Source organism: Bacteroides eggerthii (assembly GCF_025146565.1).
In the GTDB taxonomy this organism is placed as follows: domain Bacteria; phylum Bacteroidota; class Bacteroidia; order Bacteroidales; family Bacteroidaceae; genus Bacteroides; species Bacteroides eggerthii.
The window spans coordinates 2520463-2541832 of sequence record NZ_CP102258.1 but is presented as its reverse complement, the minus strand read 5'-3'; the positions used below and the strand labels follow the sequence as shown (position 1 = coordinate 2541832).

Annotated in this window: 18 protein-coding genes; 16 read left to right on the top strand and 2 right to left on the bottom strand. The window is 46.1% G+C overall.

Going from position 1 to position 21370, the window contains the following annotated elements:
• The first annotated feature begins 6 nt into the window (after positions 1-6).
• The 16 genes from trpD to NQ546_RS10370 all read left to right on the top strand — a co-directional run bounded on the left by trpD (position 7) and on the right by NQ546_RS10370 (position 18631).
• The gene (trpD, locus tag NQ546_RS10445; RefSeq protein ID WP_039953229.1) at positions 7-1002 is read left to right on the top strand and encodes an anthranilate phosphoribosyltransferase; all 996 of its coding nucleotides are present in this window, start codon (positions 7-9) and stop codon (positions 1000-1002) included.
• Positions 1003-1030: 28 nt separating this feature from the next.
• Complete coding sequence (gene trpC, locus NQ546_RS10440; protein WP_004290101.1) at positions 1031-1873, top strand: indole-3-glycerol phosphate synthase TrpC; 843 nt, start codon at positions 1031-1033, stop codon at positions 1871-1873.
• 27 nt (positions 1874-1900) lie between these two features.
• Positions 1901-2536, top strand: coding sequence for a phosphoribosylanthranilate isomerase (locus NQ546_RS10435; RefSeq protein ID WP_004290100.1), 636 nt, complete (start codon positions 1901-1903; stop codon positions 2534-2536).
• A gap of 40 nt (positions 2537-2576) precedes the next feature.
• Positions 2577-3347 carry a tryptophan synthase subunit alpha gene (trpA, locus tag NQ546_RS10430; protein ID WP_004290099.1) on the top strand — a complete coding sequence of 257 codons (771 nt, stop codon included), beginning with the start codon at positions 2577-2579 and terminating at the stop codon, positions 3345-3347.
• Positions 3348-3471: 124 nt separating this feature from the next.
• Positions 3472-4512, top strand: coding sequence for an asparaginase (locus NQ546_RS10425; RefSeq protein WP_004290098.1), 1041 nt, complete (start codon positions 3472-3474; stop codon positions 4510-4512).
• Between the two features lie 231 nt (positions 4513-4743).
• On the top strand, positions 4744-7338 hold the full coding sequence (locus tag NQ546_RS10420; protein WP_004290097.1) for an LruC domain-containing protein: 2595 nt from the start codon (positions 4744-4746) through the stop codon (positions 7336-7338).
• A 211-nt stretch (positions 7339-7549) separates the two neighbouring features.
• Positions 7550-7909 carry a response regulator gene (locus NQ546_RS10415; protein ID WP_004290096.1) on the top strand — a complete coding sequence of 120 codons (360 nt, stop codon included), beginning with the start codon at positions 7550-7552 and terminating at the stop codon, positions 7907-7909.
• 19 nt (positions 7910-7928) lie between these two features.
• A complete protein-coding gene (locus tag NQ546_RS10410; RefSeq protein WP_004290095.1) occupies positions 7929-9095 on the top strand; it encodes a sugar transferase in 1167 nt (388 codons plus the stop codon).
• A gap of 73 nt (positions 9096-9168) precedes the next feature.
• Positions 9169-9972, top strand: coding sequence for a TolC family protein (locus tag NQ546_RS10405; protein ID WP_004290094.1), 804 nt, complete (start codon positions 9169-9171; stop codon positions 9970-9972).
• A 5-nt stretch (positions 9973-9977) separates the two neighbouring features.
• Positions 9978-12146: a GumC family protein gene (locus NQ546_RS10400; protein WP_004290093.1), complete on the top strand. Its 2169-nt coding sequence runs from the start codon at positions 9978-9980 to the stop codon at positions 12144-12146.
• Positions 12147-12155: 9 nt separating this feature from the next.
• Positions 12156-13598, top strand: a complete 1443-nt coding sequence (locus NQ546_RS10395; RefSeq protein ID WP_004290092.1) for an O-antigen ligase family protein — start codon at positions 12156-12158, stop codon at positions 13596-13598.
• Positions 13599-13605: 7 nt separating this feature from the next.
• A complete protein-coding gene (locus tag NQ546_RS10390; protein ID WP_004290091.1) occupies positions 13606-14802 on the top strand; it encodes a glycosyltransferase family 2 protein in 1197 nt (398 codons plus the stop codon).
• A 10-nt stretch (positions 14803-14812) separates the two neighbouring features.
• Positions 14813-15934: a glycosyltransferase family 4 protein gene (locus NQ546_RS10385; protein WP_004290090.1), complete on the top strand. Its 1122-nt coding sequence runs from the start codon at positions 14813-14815 to the stop codon at positions 15932-15934.
• 7 nt (positions 15935-15941) lie between these two features.
• The gene (locus tag NQ546_RS10380) at positions 15942-17126 is read left to right on the top strand and encodes a glycosyltransferase (protein ID WP_004290089.1); all 1185 of its coding nucleotides are present in this window, start codon (positions 15942-15944) and stop codon (positions 17124-17126) included.
• 13 nt (positions 17127-17139) lie between these two features.
• On the top strand, positions 17140-17748 hold the full coding sequence (locus NQ546_RS10375; protein WP_004290088.1) for an acyltransferase: 609 nt from the start codon (positions 17140-17142) through the stop codon (positions 17746-17748).
• Positions 17749-17752: 4 nt separating this feature from the next.
• The gene (locus NQ546_RS10370; protein ID WP_004290087.1) at positions 17753-18631 is read left to right on the top strand and encodes a glycosyltransferase family 2 protein; all 879 of its coding nucleotides are present in this window, start codon (positions 17753-17755) and stop codon (positions 18629-18631) included.
• Between the two features lie 36 nt (positions 18632-18667).
• Here the strand turns inward: NQ546_RS10370 and NQ546_RS10365 are convergent, their stop codons facing one another.
• Together NQ546_RS10365 and NQ546_RS10360 are read right to left on the bottom strand one after the other, a co-directional pair.
• On the bottom strand, positions 18668-19666 hold the full coding sequence (locus tag NQ546_RS10365; RefSeq protein WP_239463443.1) for an acyltransferase family protein: 999 nt from the start codon (positions 19664-19666) through the stop codon (positions 18668-18670).
• A 228-nt stretch (positions 19667-19894) separates the two neighbouring features.
• Positions 19895-21349 (bottom strand): lipopolysaccharide biosynthesis protein, encoded by a 1455-nt coding sequence (locus tag NQ546_RS10360; protein ID WP_004290084.1) that lies wholly within the window; start codon positions 21347-21349, stop codon positions 19895-19897.
• Positions 21350-21370: the final 21 nt, after the last annotated feature.

Below are 21370 nucleotides of genomic sequence, written 5' to 3'. Positions count from 1 at the left end.
CATCCTATGAAAGCAATATTGACCCGTCTCTTCAACCATGAAGAGCTCACCACAGAGGAAGCCAGACAACTCCTCCTCAACATCAGCCGGGGAATATATCCCGAAGCTCAAGTTGCAGCATTACTTACTGTTTTTCAAATGCGCAGCATTACAGTAGACGAGCTGGCAGGCTTTCGCGAAGCGCTTATGGAAACACGAATCCATATAAACTTCGCACCTTATCGTCCCATTGACATCGTAGGTACCGGCGGAGACGGAAAGAACACGTTCAACATCTCCACCTGCGCCTGTTTCATTGTAGCCGGAGCAGGTTATAAAGTAGCCAAACATGGCAATTACGGCGCTACCTCCGTCAGTGGAGCAAGCAACGTAATAGAGCAACATGGAATCCGCTTCACCAACAACCCCGACACGTTGAAACGAAGTATGGAAGAATGTAACATCGCCTATCTGCACGCACAACTGTTCAATCCGGCAATGAAACTTGTGGCTCCTGTGCGCAAAGCACTGGGAGTACGCACACTGTTCAACCTGCTGGGGCCTTTGGTGAATCCATGCGAGCCCGCGTATCAATTGCTGGGCGTAGCAGATCTCTCACAAATGCGTCTTTACACGAATGTTTTCTATAAACTCGGCATCGACTTTGCCGTTGTAAACAGTCTGGACAACTACGATGAAATCTCACTGACCGATGAATTCAAAGTGATGACACGCAATTATGAGCGCATCTACCGTCCGCAAGCCCTCGGTTTCAGCGCAGTACGTCCCGAAGAACTGTCCGGAGGTATTTGCAAGGAAGATGCAGCACGCATCTTCGACAATGTCCTGAACAATCGTGCAGAAGCCGCCCAGACACAATGCGTCATTGTCAATGCGGCCTTTGCCATTCAGGTAATAGAGCCGGAAAAAGAGATTGAAGAATGCATTGCCATTGCCCGCGAATCACTGGAAAGCGGACGTGCACTGAAAACGTTGAAAAAGTTTATAGAGATCAATCACTAAAATCCTGAAAATCAAATTCAATAATGCCATGGATATTTTATCTGAAATCATCGCCCACAAACGAACAGAAGTAGAGTTGCAGAAACAATCCGTTTCACCGGAACAACTACGCGAGCAAGTGCAGAAACTCATGGAAAGTTCCTCAGTCCCCCGCCATAGTATGAGACAGGCCCTTGCGTCCTCGCCTACGGGAATCATTGCCGAGTTCAAGCGCCGTTCCCCCTCGAAAGGCTGGATATATGAGACCGCCAAAGCCGAAGAAATACCCGCAGCATACGAAACCGCCGGTGCCTCCGCACTCTCTATCCTTACGGATGAAAAATTCTTTGGCGGCTCGCTGCGAGACATCAGCACAGCGCGTCCGCTGGTCGACATCCCAATTCTGCGAAAAGACTTCATTATCGACGAATACCAGCTGTTGCAAGCACGTATCGTTGGTGCGGATGCCGTACTACTGATTGCCGCCTGCCTGACGCAAAAAGAATGTACCACCCTCACCACTCAAGCCCACGCCCTGGGGTTGGAAGTATTACTCGAAATTCACAATCCCTCTGAGCTGCCTTATATAAACAAAGAAGTGGATATGTTAGGCGTAAACAACCGCAATCTCGGCACATTTGTCACCGACGTAAAAAACTCTTTCCGCATAGCCCGACAGCTTCAACAAGCAATAGGATCAAAGAAAGGCGCTTCCGATGTCCGTAATATGCCCATACTCGTTTCGGAAAGCGGCATCTCGCATCCCGAAACAATTCGCAGTCTGCGTGCTGCCGGTTTCCGCGGCTTTCTCATCGGAGAGGCTTTTATGAAAACCGACCACCCCGGAGATACACTGAAAGATTTCATCTCTCCCATCATTTCTCAAAAGTAAATTACCAACCACAAATCATTCAAGAATATGACTCCTCTTAGTATCAAAGTATGCGGCATGACCGAAGCGGAAAACATCCGCGAAGTAGAACAACTGGGTGTAGATATGATAGGCTTCATCTTCTACCCCAAGTCCCCCCGCTGCCTATGCGAATTGCCCGATTATCTGCCTGTCCACGCAAAGCGTGTCGGCGTTTTTGTCAATGAAAACAAAGAAAATATCCTGATGTATGCCGATCGCTTCGCATTGGATTACATACAGCTTCATGGTGACGAATCTCCCGAGTACTGTCGATCACTATGCAACAACGGCCTGCATCTCATCAAGGCATTCTCCATTTCACATCCCAAAGATTTAATGTGCACCTCAGCCTACAAAGGATTATGCGATTATTATCTGTTCGACACCAAAACCCCGCAATATGGCGGTTCCGGCAACCAGTTCGACTGGAACCTGCTGTATCGTTATGGAGGAATGACCCCTTTTCTGCTCAGCGGAGGAATCAACCCGTACAGCACCAAAGCAATCAAAGAGTTTCATCATCCCAAACTGGCCGGCATCGACATCAATAGCCGTTTTGAAACTGTACCGGGACAAAAAGATGTGGAGCGCATCAAAAACTTCATTCAAGAGATAAGAAACGGTGAAACCGCCAACAAATAACATAACCCGTAATAATAAACCTATTAACAGCGAACTCAATATGAACCGAATCAACCTACTCTTTCAAAACAATCCCGGCAACCTGCTGTCTATCTACTTCTGTGCCGGTTGCCCCACGCTTGAGGGTACAGCCGATGTTATCCGCACCCTCGAAAAAAATGGAGTGAACATGATAGAAATCGGTATTCCTTTCAGCGATCCAATGGCCGATGGCATCGTCATCCAAGATGCTGCCACCTGTGCCCTGCGCAACGGCATGTCCCTCCGTCTCCTTTTCGAACAATTACAGGATATTCGTCGTGATGTCCGCATCCCGTTGCTCTTAATGGGCTATCTCAACCCCATCATGCATTTCGGCTTTGAGGCATTCTGCCGGAAATGTGCGGAATGTGGCATTGACGGTGTAATCATACCCGATCTGCCTTTCAGGGATTACGAAAAAAACTATAAGACGATTGCACTGAAATATGACCTACGCGTCATCATGCTCATTACCCCCGAAACCGACGAAAAGCGTATCCGCGAAATAGATGCCCACACCGACGGTTTCATTTATATGGTATCATCAGCTGCTACCACCGGCGCACAAAAGGATTTCGACAACCGAAAACAGGCTTATTTCAAAAAAATTCAAGACATGAATCTGCACAACCCACGCATGGTAGGTTTCGGTATCAGCAACAAACAGACTTTCGATGCTGCCTGCTCCCATGCTTCCGGAGCTATCATAGGAAGCCGTTTCGTAACTCTGCTCAATAAATACAAAGGAGATGCACAGCAAGCCATTACGCACTTGAAAGAAGATTTGTAATGAAAAGGGAGCAAGGAAAGCGAAGATAAACAGAGCCTCGGCATAAAAAATGAATAAATTCATTTCATTCTACTCTCGGTTTGTATTATCTTTGTGCCCGAAAAAGAAGTAAAACGCGATATTTATGAAAGCAGATTATCCCTCCATTCTCTTAATTTACACAGGCGGGACTATCGGAATGATAGAAAATCCCGAAACCGGTGCTCTCGAAAACTTCAATTTCGACCACCTGCTCAAACACGTTCCCGAACTGAAGCGTTTCAATTACCGCATCTCCTCCTATCAGTTCGATCCTCCTATTGACTCCTCCGATATGGAACCTTCCTTATGGGCAAAGATTGTTGAAATCATAAACAGTAATTACACCAACTTCGACGGTTTTGTTATTCTGCATGGCACCGATACAATGTCTTATACGGCATCGGCACTCAGTTTCATGCTTGAGAACCTCGCGAAGCCGGTCATCCTTACCGGTTCGCAACTCCCTATCGGAACATTACGTACAGACGGAAAAGAAAACTTGATTACTTCTATTGAAATAGCTGCCGCCAAACATCCGGACGGCACCGCTGTTGTTCCCGAAGTGTGCATCTTCTTTGAAAACGAACTGATGCGAGGCAATCGGACTACCAAAATTAATGCTGAAAATTTCAATGCTTTCCGGTCTTTCAACTATCCCGCCTTGGCAAAAGCAGGAATCCATATCCGTTACAACGAACATATCATCCGCTGTCCCGATCCCACACGACCGATGAAACCGCATTACCTCTTCGATACCAATGTCGTGGTGCTTACACTGTTTCCCGGCATTCAGGAGAGTATCATTAATTCCGTACTTCATGTACCGGGATTGAAAGCAGTAGTTCTCAAGACATTCGGTTCCGGGAATGCCCCCCAAAAAGAATGGTTCGTCCGGCAGTTAAAGGACGCGACCGAGCGTGGCATCATCATTGTCAACATCACTCAATGCCAAAGTGGAGGCGTAGAGATGGGCCGCTACGAAACCGGGCTGCATCTTCTTCAAGCCGGAGTCATCAGCGGTTATGACAGTACGCCCGAATGTGCCGTTACAAAGCTAATGTTCCTTCTGGGGCATGGACTTAGCCAAACAGAAATTCGTCACCGGATGAATTCGGATTTAGCAGGGGAAATTACAAAAGAGTAATTTCCTCTTTTTTCTCAAAGCCTTTCTCCCCTCTAAGCTGAGCACAATCTACAAGTTTATAAGATCACTTAACCGCCGAATCTTACAAATTCATCTCCTCTATTATTAAAAAATACAATATATATAGCTAAGATATTCAAATAATATAGTATTTTTGCAGCGTAAACAATCAGAAGTTGATTATTTTATCCAAGAGCAAACAAAGCAGTAATAACGTTGATAGATTAGCTTATGAAATTATTCAACCGTTTTTCAGTAATGGCAGCCATTGTCAGCACTTTGGTGCCTGCCGGTTGCACAGACGATGTGTACGATCCCGAAAGAGGAATTCAGACAGTGCCGAAAGAAAATCCGTTAGGAGAAGACTTTTCCGCTCCCGACAGCTTCGACTGGTCCATGATCAATGCCGTAAACTTGAACGTTGAAGTAAAAGATGAGTTTAACGGTCGGTATAAGTATCTTATAGAAGTCTTTACCGATAATCCGATATCCAACGCCAGCGTCACTCCTATCGCAGCGGGTACTGCCAACAAGAACAAAAGCTACAATACAGAAGTCAGTATCTCCAAAGCAACCACAAGATTGTTTATCCGCCAGACAGATCCCAAACAGCGTAAAGAAGTATACGAATATGCAATTCCTGAAAACGGAGGAACAATGAACTGTAAACTGTTTTACGTTTCCACCGGCACAAGGGCGGCAAGCGGAGTTACGAGTAGCTCCAACTCTGCATTCGAAGCAGCCCGGCAAGCGGGAATAACGGAAATTGAGGATAAGGAATATAAGGAATCGGAGGTAATACCGTCTGTTCCAGCCACATCAGACAAGTTTAACGACAACAGCTCCGGAGTGCTCTCCAACGGAGCCAAGTATATTATAGGCAGAGGGGAAACCGAAAGGCAGACTATAAAAACCAACAATAATGACCGGGCAACCGTATTCGTACAAGGTGTTTGGGAGTTAAACGGCAATCTAAATTCAAACCTTGACATATATGTAATGAACGGCGGTAAAATCATCGCAAGCAACCTTACTATCGGCAATAACAACACCCTCACCATACAAAACGGCGGTAATCTTGAATGTGTCTCCCTGAATTTAGGATGCCCCACCAAGAATTTCGGCACAATCACAGCCAGCAAGGATTTGACAATGAACCTGGGAGGCCATCCCGAACTGTTCAATGAGGGAGTTATTGACGTCAAGGGTGAAGTCCGCATCAACGGAAGCAACGTCATCAACCATCATATATTCAGTGCTAAAACAGTCAAGGTCACAAGCGTCCAGTTGTTGAACAAGGCTAATTTGAACAGTGCCACAAATATCAACATCAATGGTAGCCGGATATTCAACTATGGTTATATCAAATTCGATAAAAATGATGGTGAAATAAAAACCGACAATTCCACAGCAACAGTCATCATAAACCATGATAAAGCCAAAATCACCGGCCACGAAATAGAAGGACACCTATCTGTTTATAATGACGGCATCATTGAAGTATCCGAATTTACAAGTTCATCTTTATACAACAGTTGTACTGTCATCGTAAAAGAAGAATTCAAATTCCAGAACATGACTTTGAACAAAGGCTCCATTACTGCCGGCCGCGCCAATGAGTCTGACACAGAATGGCTGCCGGTCCCCGAAATAGAAACTCATGCAAATGCCAAGCTCACGTTGATAGACGGTTCCATGATTAAGGCTAAAGAATTTGATGTGGAAAGCGGCAACGTCATCTTCCAGGCTATAAATATCACCAACGATAACAAATCCATGATTAAGGTCGAAGAAATAGAATTTGAGAACCCCACCAACACAGAGCTATTAGGCCGAAATCTTGTTATCGAGGGAAAAATAAAAGGTCCTGACAAGCACCATCCGTTTAAAAAGAACGAAAGCATCAACACAGGTTTCGACGAATCCAAATACACCATTGAGACCTGTGGCGGACTCTATGATGAAGGCAACAAAGGCGAAGAAGAAAAAGATCCTGACTTTCCCATAGAAATCGGGGACAGCGATACGTATACCTTTACATTCGAAGACAACTGGCCGGTATACGGTGACTTCGACATGAACGACCTCGTTATCGTAATGTCCAGAAAGGAATTGAAAGTAAACGAAGACGGTATAGTCGAGCGCCTCAGAATAACCCTTGACCTACGGGCAGTAGGTGCAACCAAAACATTGGGAGCCGGCATACGTTTCATCAAACTTCCCCAAAACATACGCCCCGATAAATTCACCGTCAGCGGCAAAAACGTGTCATTCGAGGATGGACAAAGCTTGCCTACTTATATCCTCTTCAATGATGCACACACAGCACTATGGGGCAGTAAGTACACTGATGCAAGTAAATTCATCAACACCGTTGCAGACGGTCCGTTCAAAAAAGACACGAAGGAATATAGCATCATCATGGAACTTCCTGCCTCCGCCAACGTGAAACCAGAAGATTTGAACATCAACCACATCGACATTTTCGCTATCACAGCTCCCACCACCGTCAAAAGAGAGCGTACGGAAGTGCATGTAGCAGGCTTTGCACCGACCGACCTGGCCACTACCTATTACCTCAACAGCGGTAATGACAATTCATCCGTTGCCGAAAACAGATACTATCTCAGCAAAGAGAACCTTGCCTGGGCAGTTGTAATCCCCCAAGAATTTGCATGGCCGACAGAACACCAAAAAATAACAACAGTGTACGACAAGTTCAAATCATGGGTCACTACCGGCGGACAGCAAGATAACGATTGGTATAAATCGCATAGCCAAGATGTATATCCCATTGAGAACCTGACTCAGCTCAACAAATATTAACCCCGGGCCAACTATATGTGGTAAACCGGAAAAACATGAGAAAACGCATAAACAGACGTTTTCTCATGTTTTTCTCCCACGTTATTGTTAAAGTAAGCTAACAGTTATTCATTCTCATTAGTAATTGGATAAAATCAATAAAAAATAATAGTTATTTTTGTTACTTACATAAGAGAACAAACAAAACAGCAGAGTAAGAACAAATAGAACAATGAAAAAAATATTATTAGTTGACGATAAAGTCACTATCGGCCGCGTGCTCAAAATTTATTTGGGAACAGAATACGATCTGGAATATTTTGAGGATCCGCTCAAGGCCCTTGAATGGCTCAATGAAGGCAATCTTCCCGACCTTATCATTTCCGACATCCGCATGCCGCATATGCGTGGTAATGAATTTCTCTACTATTTGAAAGGTAACGAGCTACTGAAGCACATTCCGGTAGTGATGCTCTCCAGTGAAGAAAGCACCACCGAGCGCATTCATTTGCTTGAAGCCGGAGCCGCAGACTATATTCTCAAGCCATTCAATCCTTTGGAGCTGAGAGCCCGCATCAAGAAATACATCTAAAAAGAGCTGTAAGAGGAACATGTTATATTATATTTACATAGGAAATAACAAAACAGCAATCGATCATCTGAACACGATTACAGACGGTATGTTCGTTTCTGTTTCCAGTATCAATAAAGCGGTCAAAATCATAAACGGCATCCGCGAAAGATATAACACATCTATCCTTTACGAGCAAACCAATACTGAAAAGGACTGCATCGACATCTCCTATCTTCACAAAAAGTTTCCACGCGTATACATTATCCTCATTACCGGAAAGTTACAAACAGAACACCGCAAAGCCTACCTGCAGGCTGGCGTCAGCAACACCCTGCCCTTACAGGCAGATAAAGAAAGCATCCAAAGAATGAGCCAATTCCTGCAAATACGCCAACAACATAAAATGCAGGAATTCAGTGAGACTCGCCGAAAGGCGCTCAACACTTTTCACCTTCCTTTATGGAAGCGCACATTCGACGTTCTGTTTTCCCTAAGTGCACTTGTTATACTCTCCCCACTGTTCATCGGTACAGCTATTGCCATCCGTCTTGAAAGCAAAGGTAAGGTAATCTACAAGTCACAACGGGTGGGCAGCAATTACCGGATATTCAATTTTCTGAAGTTCCGTTCCATGTACACCAATGCGGACAAACGGTTGAAGGAGCTCAACGCCCTCAACCAGTATCAAATGGAAGAAGAAGTGGCGGAGGACATCCCTGACATTCATTTTGACGACCTCACAGGTTCGCCCGAAGAGGAAGCCACTCTACTGATTTCAGACGATTTCATCATACCGGAAAAAGATTTCCTGAAACAAAAAGCGCATACCCACGAAAGTCCTTTTGTCAAGATAGAGAACGATCCGCGCGTAACACGTATCGGCCGCTTCATCCGCAAATACAGCATAGATGAACTTCCACAGCTACTCAACGTCTTAAAAGGAGACATGAGCATTGTAGGCAACCGTCCTCTCCCACTCTATGAAGCTGAACTGCTGACCAGTGACGCATACATAGACCGCTTCATGGCTCCTTCCGGACTTACCGGTCTTTGGCAAGTGGAAAAGCGGGGCGGAGCCGGTAAGATGTCGGCGGAAGAACGAAAGCAACTTGATATCAAATACGCACAAGATTTTTCTTTCTGGTTGGACCTGAAGATTATCCTTAGGACATTTACAGCGTTTGTGCAGAAAGAGAATGTGTAAATTCCAAAGTTATAAAACCAATAACTCTATGAGATATAGAACAAACCAAAAATACAGTTTTTCCTGTACATATATGATACTAATTTTCATATTGTTATGCATTTCTGCGGATGTGGTTGCACAACAAGAAATGACACGTGAAGAACGTATCAAAGTATTGCAACTGTTGAAAGACAACGATATGGAATTGGAAAAAGGCACTCAGCAAAGTACCTCAGGGAATCGCCATGAAAATATTGAAAGATTAGAGCTGCCTCCCCTCTCTGTTTTTCTGGATGCTGTGACAGAGAATGCTACCGTAAAACGTGCGCAATCGCAGGTAGAGCAAGTAAAGAACGAATATCGGCTGCAAAAGCGTGACTGGTGGGATTATTTCCGTCTGAACGGCAATTACGCTTACGGACGCTATAATGTGCTTAACGACAACAGCACTTCGTTCGAAGACTGGTATCAGTCCACAACAGCCAGTTCACGTCATACATTCAATGTCGGCGCCAGTGTCAGCGTCAGCCTTAGCGACCTGTTCAACCGCCCACTGCGACTGAAAAAATACAGGTATGACATCGAACAGCTGCAGTACAGCCAAGAGGAAGTGATGGAAGACCGCAAGCTAAAGGTGCTCAACGCCTACAACGCCGTAACCGAGCAGCTTGCCACTATCAAGGCTAAAGCCGAATCGGCAGCACTCTATAATGCACAGATGAAGATCTCGGAAAACAACTTCATCAACGGAACCATAGACATCATATCCTTATCGTTGGAGAGAAGCAGACGCTCCACTGCCGTTGTACAATACGAGCAAGCCCGCGTAAGTCTGCACAACTCCATTATCCTTTTGGAAATGCTGACAAATGTAAAAATCATCAAAGACAAATAGAATTTATGGATGTCATACAGTTCATACCACAATTTCTTTACCGCATCCGCTACCGGCTGTTGTGGGGAAGTCTCATTGTTACCGCTTTGGTGATTTATTTTACCCAGTTCCTGCCGTTCAGTTACACAGTAAACAGCAACATTTACGCCGGTGTAACCAATGCAAGTTCAGTGACAGAGGAGCGATCTGATTACTTCTCTATCAACAGTACATTCGATAATATTATCAACATCGGAAAGTCCAAAGGCACTTTGGAGAAAGTCTCAGTGCGCTTGCTTGCTACTTGTCTGGTACATGGCAATGAAGGTAAAGACACTCCCTATATCCTTGCCAAACATTACCGGCAATTGTTGCAGATCACACCGAAAGAAGTGCTGACATTGGTGGACCGCCAGTCTGTTGATAAAACAACCGAAAACCTGAGGAAATACCGTCAACCTCATAAAGGCAACTTTGTTTTTTCTATTTTCAGTCAGCCCTCAAACCCTTTCTTCAGTTTCAAGGCCTTGAACAAAATAATCATCAGACGACTGGGAAATAGCGACCTGATTGACATAAACTACACCTGTAGCGACCCCGGCATTGCCCAAAACACAATTGCCATTTTGGAAGAAGAACTGACCGAAGCCTATGAAATACTCCGTTTCAGTTCCACCAGAAACGTCATAGCCTATTTTGAGGAACAAGTAAAGAAAGCCAAAAGCGCCCTGACCAAAGAAGAAGATGACCTGATGCGTTATAATGTGCAAGAAGAAGTAATTAACTATGGAGAGCAAACCAAAGCTCTTGCCATCACCAAATACGAAGTGGACGACCGTTACGAACTTGCCAGACGGCAATATGAAAGCGCCCGTTCGCTACTTGATATGCTGGAAAAGAAAATGGATGTACGCGCCCGGCTCATACGCACCAATACCGACCTTCTACAAGAATTGGACAAAGTCAGCAAGCTGAATGAAAAGATAACGGAACAAGAAATTTTCACTGCTGATACCCAGCATAGCACCAATGAAGAGCTTACAAGAAGTAAGCGTGAACTAAAGCAGGCAGAAGATAATATCAGTCATCTGTCCGACAATATCAACGAATACGCATTCTCTAAAGAAGGGGTCGGTATACAGAATATGGTTAATGAATGGTTATTAGCTGTCATTAACGAAGCCAAAGCTCAAGCAGAACTTAAAGTATTGGAAGACCGTCGGAAAGATATTCGTGAAGGATATAAAACCTTATCTCCTGTTGGAACGCAAGTCAACCGCAAAGAGCGTGCGGTAGGTCTTGCCGAAGACACTTATCGTGAAGTGCTTCGTGGTTTGTCGGAAGCTCGTCTCCGCCTGAAAAATATAGAAATGAGTACGAGTAATCTCCAGATCATTACTCCACCGGAATACCCCCTGACAGATAACGGTCGCAAACGTTTATTGTACATCATTGCCGCTTTTGTAGGCAGTGTGATATTCATTATCGGCTTCTCCTTATTGGTAGAATTGATAGACCGGACCTTGCGTGATGCCGACCGTAGCAGGCGCCTTACAGGCTTACCGGTGATTGCGGCTTTCAATGGCATCAGCAACTTGAAATTCCGCGGTTTTCTCAAAGCGTGCAACCGTCGTGCAGCAGCTTATGTCTGCCAGCAGCTCAATCAGTATCTCAAGCCTGGTCAGTCAATAGTCATCAATCTGCTCAGTATGGAAGAAAGAGAAGGAAAGTCGTTCCTTGCCAGATACTTTGCCGACTACTGGAAAACAGAAGGCCTGAAAGTGCGTATCGTCTCTTATCACATAGACTTTGAGGTAGACAAAAAAGAATACATACAAGCCCAACAGTTATCGGATTTTTGGCAGAAAAACGATGCAGAAGAAACACCGGACATCATTTTGGTTGAATATCCGGCATTATGCCATTTCACCGTACCAGAGTCTGTAATAGCCGGAGCGAACGTCAATCTGTTGATAGCAAATGCCGTACGTCTGTGGAGCGCAAAAGATGATGCACGAATGCAATCGTTGCGCAAGATATTGGCAGAGAAACCTTTCTTCCTCTACCTCAACAACGCCGACCGCGAAGTAGTGGAATCATTCACCGGTCCACTTCCTCCCTACAATTCATTGCACAGTTTCCTCAGCAATCTGGCACAATTGGGACTCACCTCCCAAAAAGCCGCTGTAAAATAGTGAACGAAGATGATAGAACGAGGATACATATCGCCCAAAGTATTGCTCTACGCAGGACTTGTTGCAGGATTAGCCGCCATCGTGGTCTGCTCCAGCAGCGGCCTTTTGGCGGGAGTAATTGCAATTATGTTTCTTCCGGCAGCCTTGTACTATCTGATACAGACGATACGCTTCCCGATTGTTGCATTCTATGGTTTATTCGTTCTTAATTATTTTATTACCAGCATAATAAGATATGGAAACCTTTCCGGATTCAGCGTAGTGATGGACATAGGTTTGTTCTGCACATTGTTTGCTGCTTTGGTTCATTCCATACTTACGCAAAAGTTACCCTGGAACAATGGAATAAACGTCCTCACGATAGGTTGCGCCCTATGGGCTATTTATTGTTTTCTTGAGGTGGGTAACCCCACCGCTGTTTTCGAGGCATGGAGCACTTCGCGGGGTATCATATACACTGGGTTCATTGTAACCTTTTTAGGAAGTGTACTCATCAACCGATTGAGGTATGTGAAGCATATTCTTTTCATACTTTCCATTTTAGTACTCTTGGCCTCACTGAAAGCCCTCATCCAAAAATACATAGGTTTCGATCCGCTGGAAAGGGCATGGCTTGACCAAGGTGGCGCCAAAACACATATCATCGCTACGGGTACCCGTTACTTTTCTTTCTTCACAGATGCTGGAAACCTAGGTTCCAATATGGGTATGGCAGGTATCGTTTACGGCATCATTACTATTTATAGTTCCAACAGACAAACAAAAATCTACTATGGCATCGTCGCCTTGTTAGGAATATACACCATGTTCCTCTCCGGCACCCGCGGAGCCATGGCCGTTCCTTTAGGCGGACTCATGCTGTTTGGCCTGATAAGCAAAAAGGCCCACCTCGTATTGTCAACGGCTTTTTTAGGCATCCTCATATACCTGTTTTTTGCTCACACATATATAGGTCAAAGCAATCCTATGATACGCCGTATGCGTACAGCTTTCCACCCAACGGAAGATGCATCTTTCAATGTGCGGGCAGAGAATAAAAAGAAGCTGGCAGTCTACCTAAAAAACCGTCCTTTCGGCGAAGGTCTGGGGCTGGGAGGCGTAGAGGCACAGCGCTTTGCCCATCGTGTCACAACCACAATCCCCCATGACTCCACTTACGTGAAGTTGTGGATGGAGACCGGAATAGTGGGTCTGTGCCTGTACTTAAGCATACTCATCGCAAGCCTCTTACGGGCTTGCTACATCGTGATGTTCCGCGTCAGGAACAATGAACTGCGCGGACTGCTCACCGCCATGCTGTGCGGTGTATTCGGGCTGATGGTGAGCGCCTACGGCAACGCCTTTTTCAATCAGTTCCCCACCCAGATCATTGTTTTCACTTTTCTGGCAGCCGCATTGAACGGGCAGCGTATAGACAGCTATATTGATAAAGAGATAAAACAAAATAAATAGAAGAAACATGAATTTCGATATTTTTTCCATATTCAATCCCGACTGGTGGATGAACGAAAACAACAATGCACTGCTTATAACGGACTCTATTCTGTTTTTGTTTATGGCAGTACCGGTGCTGTACCTGTTTGTCTGCGCACTCTTCTCACTGGGCAAATACAAGAACCCCTACCCCGCCGCCAAAACAAACCACCGTTTTCTAGTAGTGTTCACTGTATTGCGAAACGGCAAAGAGGTTATTGAATCCATTAATCACTTTCTGGATACGCAACATTATCCACGTGAAAAATACGACATTGCCGTTGCCGCCACCCAACTGTCCGAAGCAGACTTGCTGACGTTGTTGCAGATGCCGGTCAACATTGTCGTACCCGACAAAGACCAATGTACCAAAGTCTATGCCATTCAGCAAGTCATGGAACGCTATTCGCCCAACGAGTACGACATGATTGTACTCTTCAATTCCGACAACAAAGTAGTGCCGGAAGCCTTGCGCCTCTTCAACAACGCTTACTATTCCGGTTGTGATGCCATACAGGCCCACCGCATGACCGAAAACCTGACTACCAGCATTGCCGTACTCAATGCCACCAGTGAAGAGATCAATAACAACATCTTCCGCAAGGGGCATACACGTATGGGGTTTTCATCCGCCCTGATAGGTTCCGCCATGGCATTCGATTTCAGGATGTTCCACGAGATAGCTCCCACGCTGAAAGGCTCGGACATAAGCAAAGCTATGGAAACGGCACTCTTACGGCAAAACATATATACAGAATATCTGGAAGAGGTTGTTTGTTACAGCAAAAAAGAAGAAAGCGCCAATGGCTACGAAGCCCAGCGTCTGGGGTGGCTGCGCTCCCAATACAGCAGTGCCCTGTTTGCTATCAAGCAGCTCCCCCTTGCCATGTTGCGAGGCGAGTGGGACTATTGCAACAAACTATTTCAATGGCTGTTGCCTTCCCGTTTTCTGCTGATAGCCCTTATCCTCTTCTTCACAGCCGTCATCACGATTATGGACTGGACGCTTTGCCTCAAGTGGTATCTGCTGCTTGCCGCTATCGCGCTGACTTTTCTCATGGCATTGCCCGAAGGTGAAATTGCCCGGCGCTTCAGGAAAGCGATATGGGCATTGCCTATCCTTATGTTCGAGTCTATTTTCAGCCATATCCTGCGATTCAAGAAGAGAGAAAACAAACAATAAAAAGAAGCGTATGAAAATCGCCATTGAAGCCCAACGCATATTCCGTCCCAACAAGCATGGCATGGACTTCGTCGCCCTGGAATCTATCCGGGAGTTGCAGAAGCGTGACGACGGCAACGAATACTACATTCTCGTTGCTCCAGGCGAGGACCGCTGTCTGGAAGAGTCTTCCAACCTTTCCATCGTAGAAGTGAAATGCCCCAGCTATCCGCTGTGGGAGCAAATAGCCTTGCCACTTGCGGTGAAGCGCCTGGGGGCCGACCTGCTCCATTGTACTTCGAACACAGCACCACTATGGTGTCCCGTTCCGCTTGTGCTGACGCTCCATGACATCATCTATCTGGAACCGCGCCGGCATCGCAGCCCCTCACTATATCAGGAAATGGGCTGGCACTACCGCCGTCTGATAGTACCGCGCATACTGAAGAAGTGCCGGAAGATAATCACCGTCTCCCGCTTCGAATGTGAACGCATCAGCAAGGCGCTGCAAATTCCTGCTGACCGCATCACCGCCATTTACAACGGTTACAGCACACATTTCAGCCCGTTACCTGAAGTGGATATGCACATCGTACAGCAATATATCCCCGAAAAAGGCTTCCTCTTCTTTCTGGGCAACACAGATCCCAAAAAGAATACGGAGCGTGTATTGAAGGCATACAGCCTCTATCTGCAACGCTCCGCCACAAAGCGTCCCTTACTCATCGCCGACCTGAAAGAAGAATACATAGACCGGGTGTTGCAACAAGAAGGTATTGCCGACATAAAACGCCACCTGTATTATCCAGGATACATCCCCAACAGCCATCTTGCCACACTCTACAATGCATCCTTCGCTTTCCTCTATCCTTCGCTTCGCGAGAGCTTCGGCATCCCTTTGCTGGAGGCCATGGCATGCGGCACACCCGTTGTTACGGGAAACACCTCCGCCATGCCCGAAGTGGCCGGCAGCGGTGCGCTGACTGTCGATCCTTCCAAGCCTGAAGAAATTGCGGACAGGCTGCTGCAACTGGAGCAGAACCCCACTTTGTATCAAGAGCAAAAAGCATACGGACTGCAAAGGGCACAGCAATTCTCCTGGGCGCGGACTGCCAGAGAATTATCAAAGGTATATCAATCCATTAAAATCTGAAAGAGGTATGATTACAGGCAGAGATTTCATCATCACAAGTTTACAGTCATGGGACATCGCTATCGGGTCCAATGCCAAAGACATCGCCAAGGAAATATCTCGGCACAACCGGGTGCTCTATGTCAACACTCCTGTTGATATGCTGAACTACTTGATGCATTCGCAAAGTCCCGATGTACAACGCACCAAAACACTTATAAAGAATAAAAAAAACGGACTTAGGCAGATCACTGCCAATCTATGGACTTTGGATTGTCCTTTCTGTGCTTTTCCCGTAAACAGTTTCCCCGATGGATTTCTCTTCGATGCAGTGAACCGGCTGAATAATAAAAGAATATGCAAGCACATCCTATCCGCTGCCCAAGAGCTCCAGTTCACAAACCATATACTTCTGATAGACAACGATATCTATCGCAGCTTCTATGCAAAAGAGTTCTTAAAGCCCCGTATATCCATATATTACAGACGTGACAATATGACCAGTGCTTTTTGGAAGAAACACGCTCCACGCCTAGAGCCTCTGCTATGCAGCAAAAGCGACCTTGTAGCAACCAATTCACCGCAACTGGCAGAAGCCGTCAAGTCCTATAATTCCAACTGCCACGACATCGGGCAAGGTGTAGATTTGGAGAGCTTCAGAGACGGGGCAAGTTATCTCCTCCCCGAAGACATGAAGAAAATCAAACGTCCTATCATCGGATATATGGGCTGGATTACTTCGCGGCGTCTGGATGCCGACCTCATGTATGAAGCAGCCAAGCGGCTTCCTGAATGTTCTATGGTATTGGTTGGTGGAGAAGATGATTATTTTAAATCCCACAAATTACACTCGCTGGGCAATGTTTTCTTTTTGGGTGAGAAACAACAAGCGGAAATAGCGGCATATATGGCACATTTCGATGTGTGTATAAATCCGCAATCGGTCAATGACATTACTATCGGGAACTACCCTCGTAAAGTAGATGAATATTTAGCATTGGGCAAGCCCGTAGTGGCTACAAAGACCAAGACCATGGAAATATTCAACGGATATGTATATAATTGCACCGGGGCCGATGAATACGTACAATCCATACGCGCAGCATTGGAGAAAGACACAACTGAAGAACGAAAAAGGCGCATGGAGTTTGCCCATACGCATACATGGGAAAACAGTGTATCCCAATTATATAATTACATTAACCAATTATAAATTCCTGAATTATATGTTAGAATCTCATCCAAGACTTAAGAAATTTTTGCATTATCTCCTGATACATCCCTATACGGCACGTCCCCGTTGGTGGGCCCGTACATTTGTAATACCTTTGGTTATCAAAAGGGGGAAAGGCTCCATTATCCGCAGAAAGGCCCGGTTGGACATCATTCCTTCTAAAAAAATAACTGTGGGAGTTAAAAGTATCATTGAAGATTATGCCATTATCAACAATGGAATGGGTGATGTCATCATCGGAGACTACACTCATGTCACTTCTCGCGTAAAATTGGTGGGTCCCGTCACTTTAGGCAATTATGTCACGTTAGGCAGTAATGTGCAAGTAACAGGACTGACTCATAATTATTTGGACGTAACATGTCCCATTGCCAAGCAAGGTGTTACTCCCAATCGCACAATCATAGAAGATGATGTATGGATAGGCGGCAATTCATGCATTAATCAAGGAATTACGATAGGTACTCATTGCATTGTAGCCGCAGGCAGCGTAGTTACAAAGTCCGTACCACCCTATTCGGTAGTTGGCGGCAATCCGGCGCGCATACTGAAATTATATGATTTTGAAAAACAGGAATGGATAAAAACATCTAAAAAATAGTATTATGGTCTCCATCATCACCGTCAACTACAACGGCCTCGACGACACCTGCGAAATGATTGACTCTTTCCTGTTGAATGAAACCTATCCTTTCGAAATCATCGTGGTGGACAATGGTTCCCAACCCTCGCAAGCGGAAAAGTTCAGGCAATATTACGCCATTGATCCCCAAGTGAAAGTGGTGCAAAATATCAACAATGGCTTTGCCGGAGGAAACAATGCCGGACTGAATGTGGCCAGTGGCGACTACCTCTTTTTCATCAACAACGACACCTACATTACCCAACCGATACTCGAAGCATTGGTTCGTCGCCTTGGCGACAAGCAGAATGGCGGAGTATCCCCTATGCTGAAATACCACCAATGCACCAACACTATACAATTTGCCGGTTTCACTCCCCTCACCCCTATCACCCTGCGAAACCACATGATAGGCGAACGTGAACCCGACAACGGACAGTATTCCACTCCCCACGAAACAGCCTACCTGCATGGCGCCGCCATGATGATACGTCGTGACGTACTGCAACGGGTAGGTCCCATGAGCGAAGTATTCTTCCTGTTCTACGAAGAAATGGACTGGTCTGTACGGATACGACGGGCCGGATACCGGCTTTGGTACGAACCCGCCTCTGTGATCTACCACAAAGAGAGCATGACGGCGCAAAGAGATACGCCGCTGAGAGAGTTTTATATGTCACGTGCGCGCATGCTGTTCGCACGAAGAAACCTGTCGGGAATAAACCAAACTCTCTCCTGTCTTTATATCGGGCTGATTGCCACACCTAAGAAAGCAATAACCCATTTGCTGCATGGACGCATTTCATTGACCATGGCTGTTCTGAAAGGGATGATGCATGGAATGGCAACAAGGCTTCATTAAGAAACATATTCATTTCTCAGGTAAATAACGATTAAATCAGGCAGCTTTTCCCAACAGCAAAACTCTCGCCGCCTTGTACCTGCCTGCCACCCTATCCACCACCACAGGCAGCACCGAAGCCACCGCTGTAACCACCGGAAACACCACAGCCACCGCTTTCACTCCCAGCATCTTCAATAGGATGCGTCCGCCCGCCGTACCGAAACCATGAAATAAATAAATACTATACGCATAGCCGCCCAGCCATACAAAGAAACGATTGTGCACCCTCATCTCCAGCAGCAAGAACAAAGTGGCAATCACCGTCAACACATAGAGTTCATGCGCTACGGCCGCCACTTCCGCCGAAGCAAACCACACCACCTGTATCAATGCCACACCCAAGAACGCCGCCACCCACAAAGACAAACGGACAAGGCAGCCTGCACCACGAAACTCCCGCGCAAACCGGCAGGCGCCCACACCTGCAAAAAAATAAGGCAGTTGCCCCAACGCCCCCTTGAAACTGAAAAGATTGGGCAGCACGTGCATCATTCCGCGGTCGTTCACCACACTCAGTAATATGGCAATCACACACCACACCGCCCACTGGCGGAGGCTTTCCATCTTTTTGTAGCGATCTATGCACCACTGTATCATGAAGATAAGAAACAGCGAGGGCAAGTACCAGTAAATGGTATATGGAAAAAAGTAAATGCGCCACATCCGGGTAATATCTCCCTTGTTGTTGGTTCCCGGTACAAGATACTGTATCACGAAATAGAGCGTTCCCACTACAATCATAGGCACCAGCAACCGCATAGCCTTTTTGCGTGCAAACACCACGAAACCACCTGGCAAAGCAGCAGGCTTCAAAGCATACACCCACCCTGCAATGGCAGTGAAAAGCGGCATCTGTATGTAGTCTATCCACAAATACAAATAACGTAGCGGATGCGGAAAATCAATCTTCATTCCGCCGTCGGGTGCAGAACCAATAACATGTCCCGCCACCACCAACAGAATGGCAATCCCCCGCAAAGTCTCAATAGTCAAGTTCTTTCCGGCTGTCACTTCGCTACCTCCCCACGCAATACATTGTTCCTATTCATAAGACAAAGATAGCAAAATAAGAGCCACAAGATTGCTCTCCACCCTGAAATATTCTTCCATTACCGGCAAAAGATGTTACCTTTGTAGGATTTTTTAAAATAATGGACCAAACAATGTCCATGCTTCGATGTGGGAAAAGAAAAGTGGTAAGAATGAGAACAGGAGGATGCACTACTCGGAAGATAGAGAAGAGCGTCCTCCCGACTTATTCAGAACCGAAAGCAGCATCTGCCATTCAGACATATGGAACACGCAGGACCCCACAACATAAATTATCAGTCCCGACGGCACACCTAAGAGAAGCCGTTCCCATGCGGACAACGGCAAAAGCGTAATCAGGTACAGGCACATCCCCATTATGCCATTCAGCAACAGCACCGGCAGTAATTCACAAAGCTGGCGCAGATAACCGGCCTTCATCAGCTTGCGGGAATAGCAGATAATCACTCCCATGTCGGCAAAGGAATACAGCACCAGTCCCCAGCACATGGCCGATACCCCTAAAGGAATCGTGACAAACAATATGGCAAACGCAATGAGCTTCTTCCATATCTCGGCATACAGGAAATAGTCGGTACGCCCTTTCACGTTCAAAATGCTATGATTGATTTTCATCACCGGATCCCACATAAAAGCCACGCAAAGAATCTGCAGGTAAGGGACCGCTGGAAGCCATTTGTCCGTCAATACAACTTCTACCAGCGGCTCTGCCAATGCTGCCACTGCCACCATGACAGGAAAAATCAAGTAGCACGACATGCGCATATATTTCAGGAACATGCTGCGCAACCGGGGCATATCATCTTGATAACGGCACTGAATGGGATAGACCGCACGAACAACAATGTTCGTGAAGTTGGTGGAAGGAAACTGCGCCAACGTGTAGGAACGGTTAAAGAACCCCAGTTGGGAAGCCGAAAAGCACTTTCCTATAATCAGGGAATAGCAGTTGACATAAAAAGTGTGCAGCAGGTTGGCCAGCATCAGTTTGGAACCGAAAGAGAAAAGTACACGAAACGACTGCCATGAGAAAATCCAACGAGGCATCCAACGAGAAAATATCCATAAGAAAACGACACGAAGAAGACTGTTCAGAAGGCTTTGCCACACCAAAGTCCATACACCGAACCCATGATAGGCCAACCAGATGCCGACAGCCCCGCTAATAGCCACCGCTCCCAGCGAAGCCCGCGCCAGACGCTTGAAGTCCAAGTCCACCGTCAGCCGCGCCTGCTGCACAATGCCCAAAGAGTTTATGACCAGAGTCAGGCCTATCACGCGAGCAATAACAGTAAGCTGCGGTTCAGCAAAAAAACGAGCTATCAAAGGTGCACAGACAAACAAACACAGGTAAATCAGCAACGAACCTGCGGCATTGAAATAGAAAGCAGTACTGTAATCGGTTTCCGTACGGTCTTTCTTTTGAATAAGAGCATTGGCAAATCCACTGTCGACCAGCACCTGAGAAAGAGCCATGAAAATGCCTAGCATTGCCACCAACCCGTATGCGTCCGGCGACAGGATACGGGCGATGACGAGAGTCAGCACAAACTGGATGCCTTGTACGGAAAAACGCTCCGCTGCACTCCAAAACACACTTTTAGCAGCTTGCTCCTTTATCGACATTTTTACATATTCTTTTTTTCA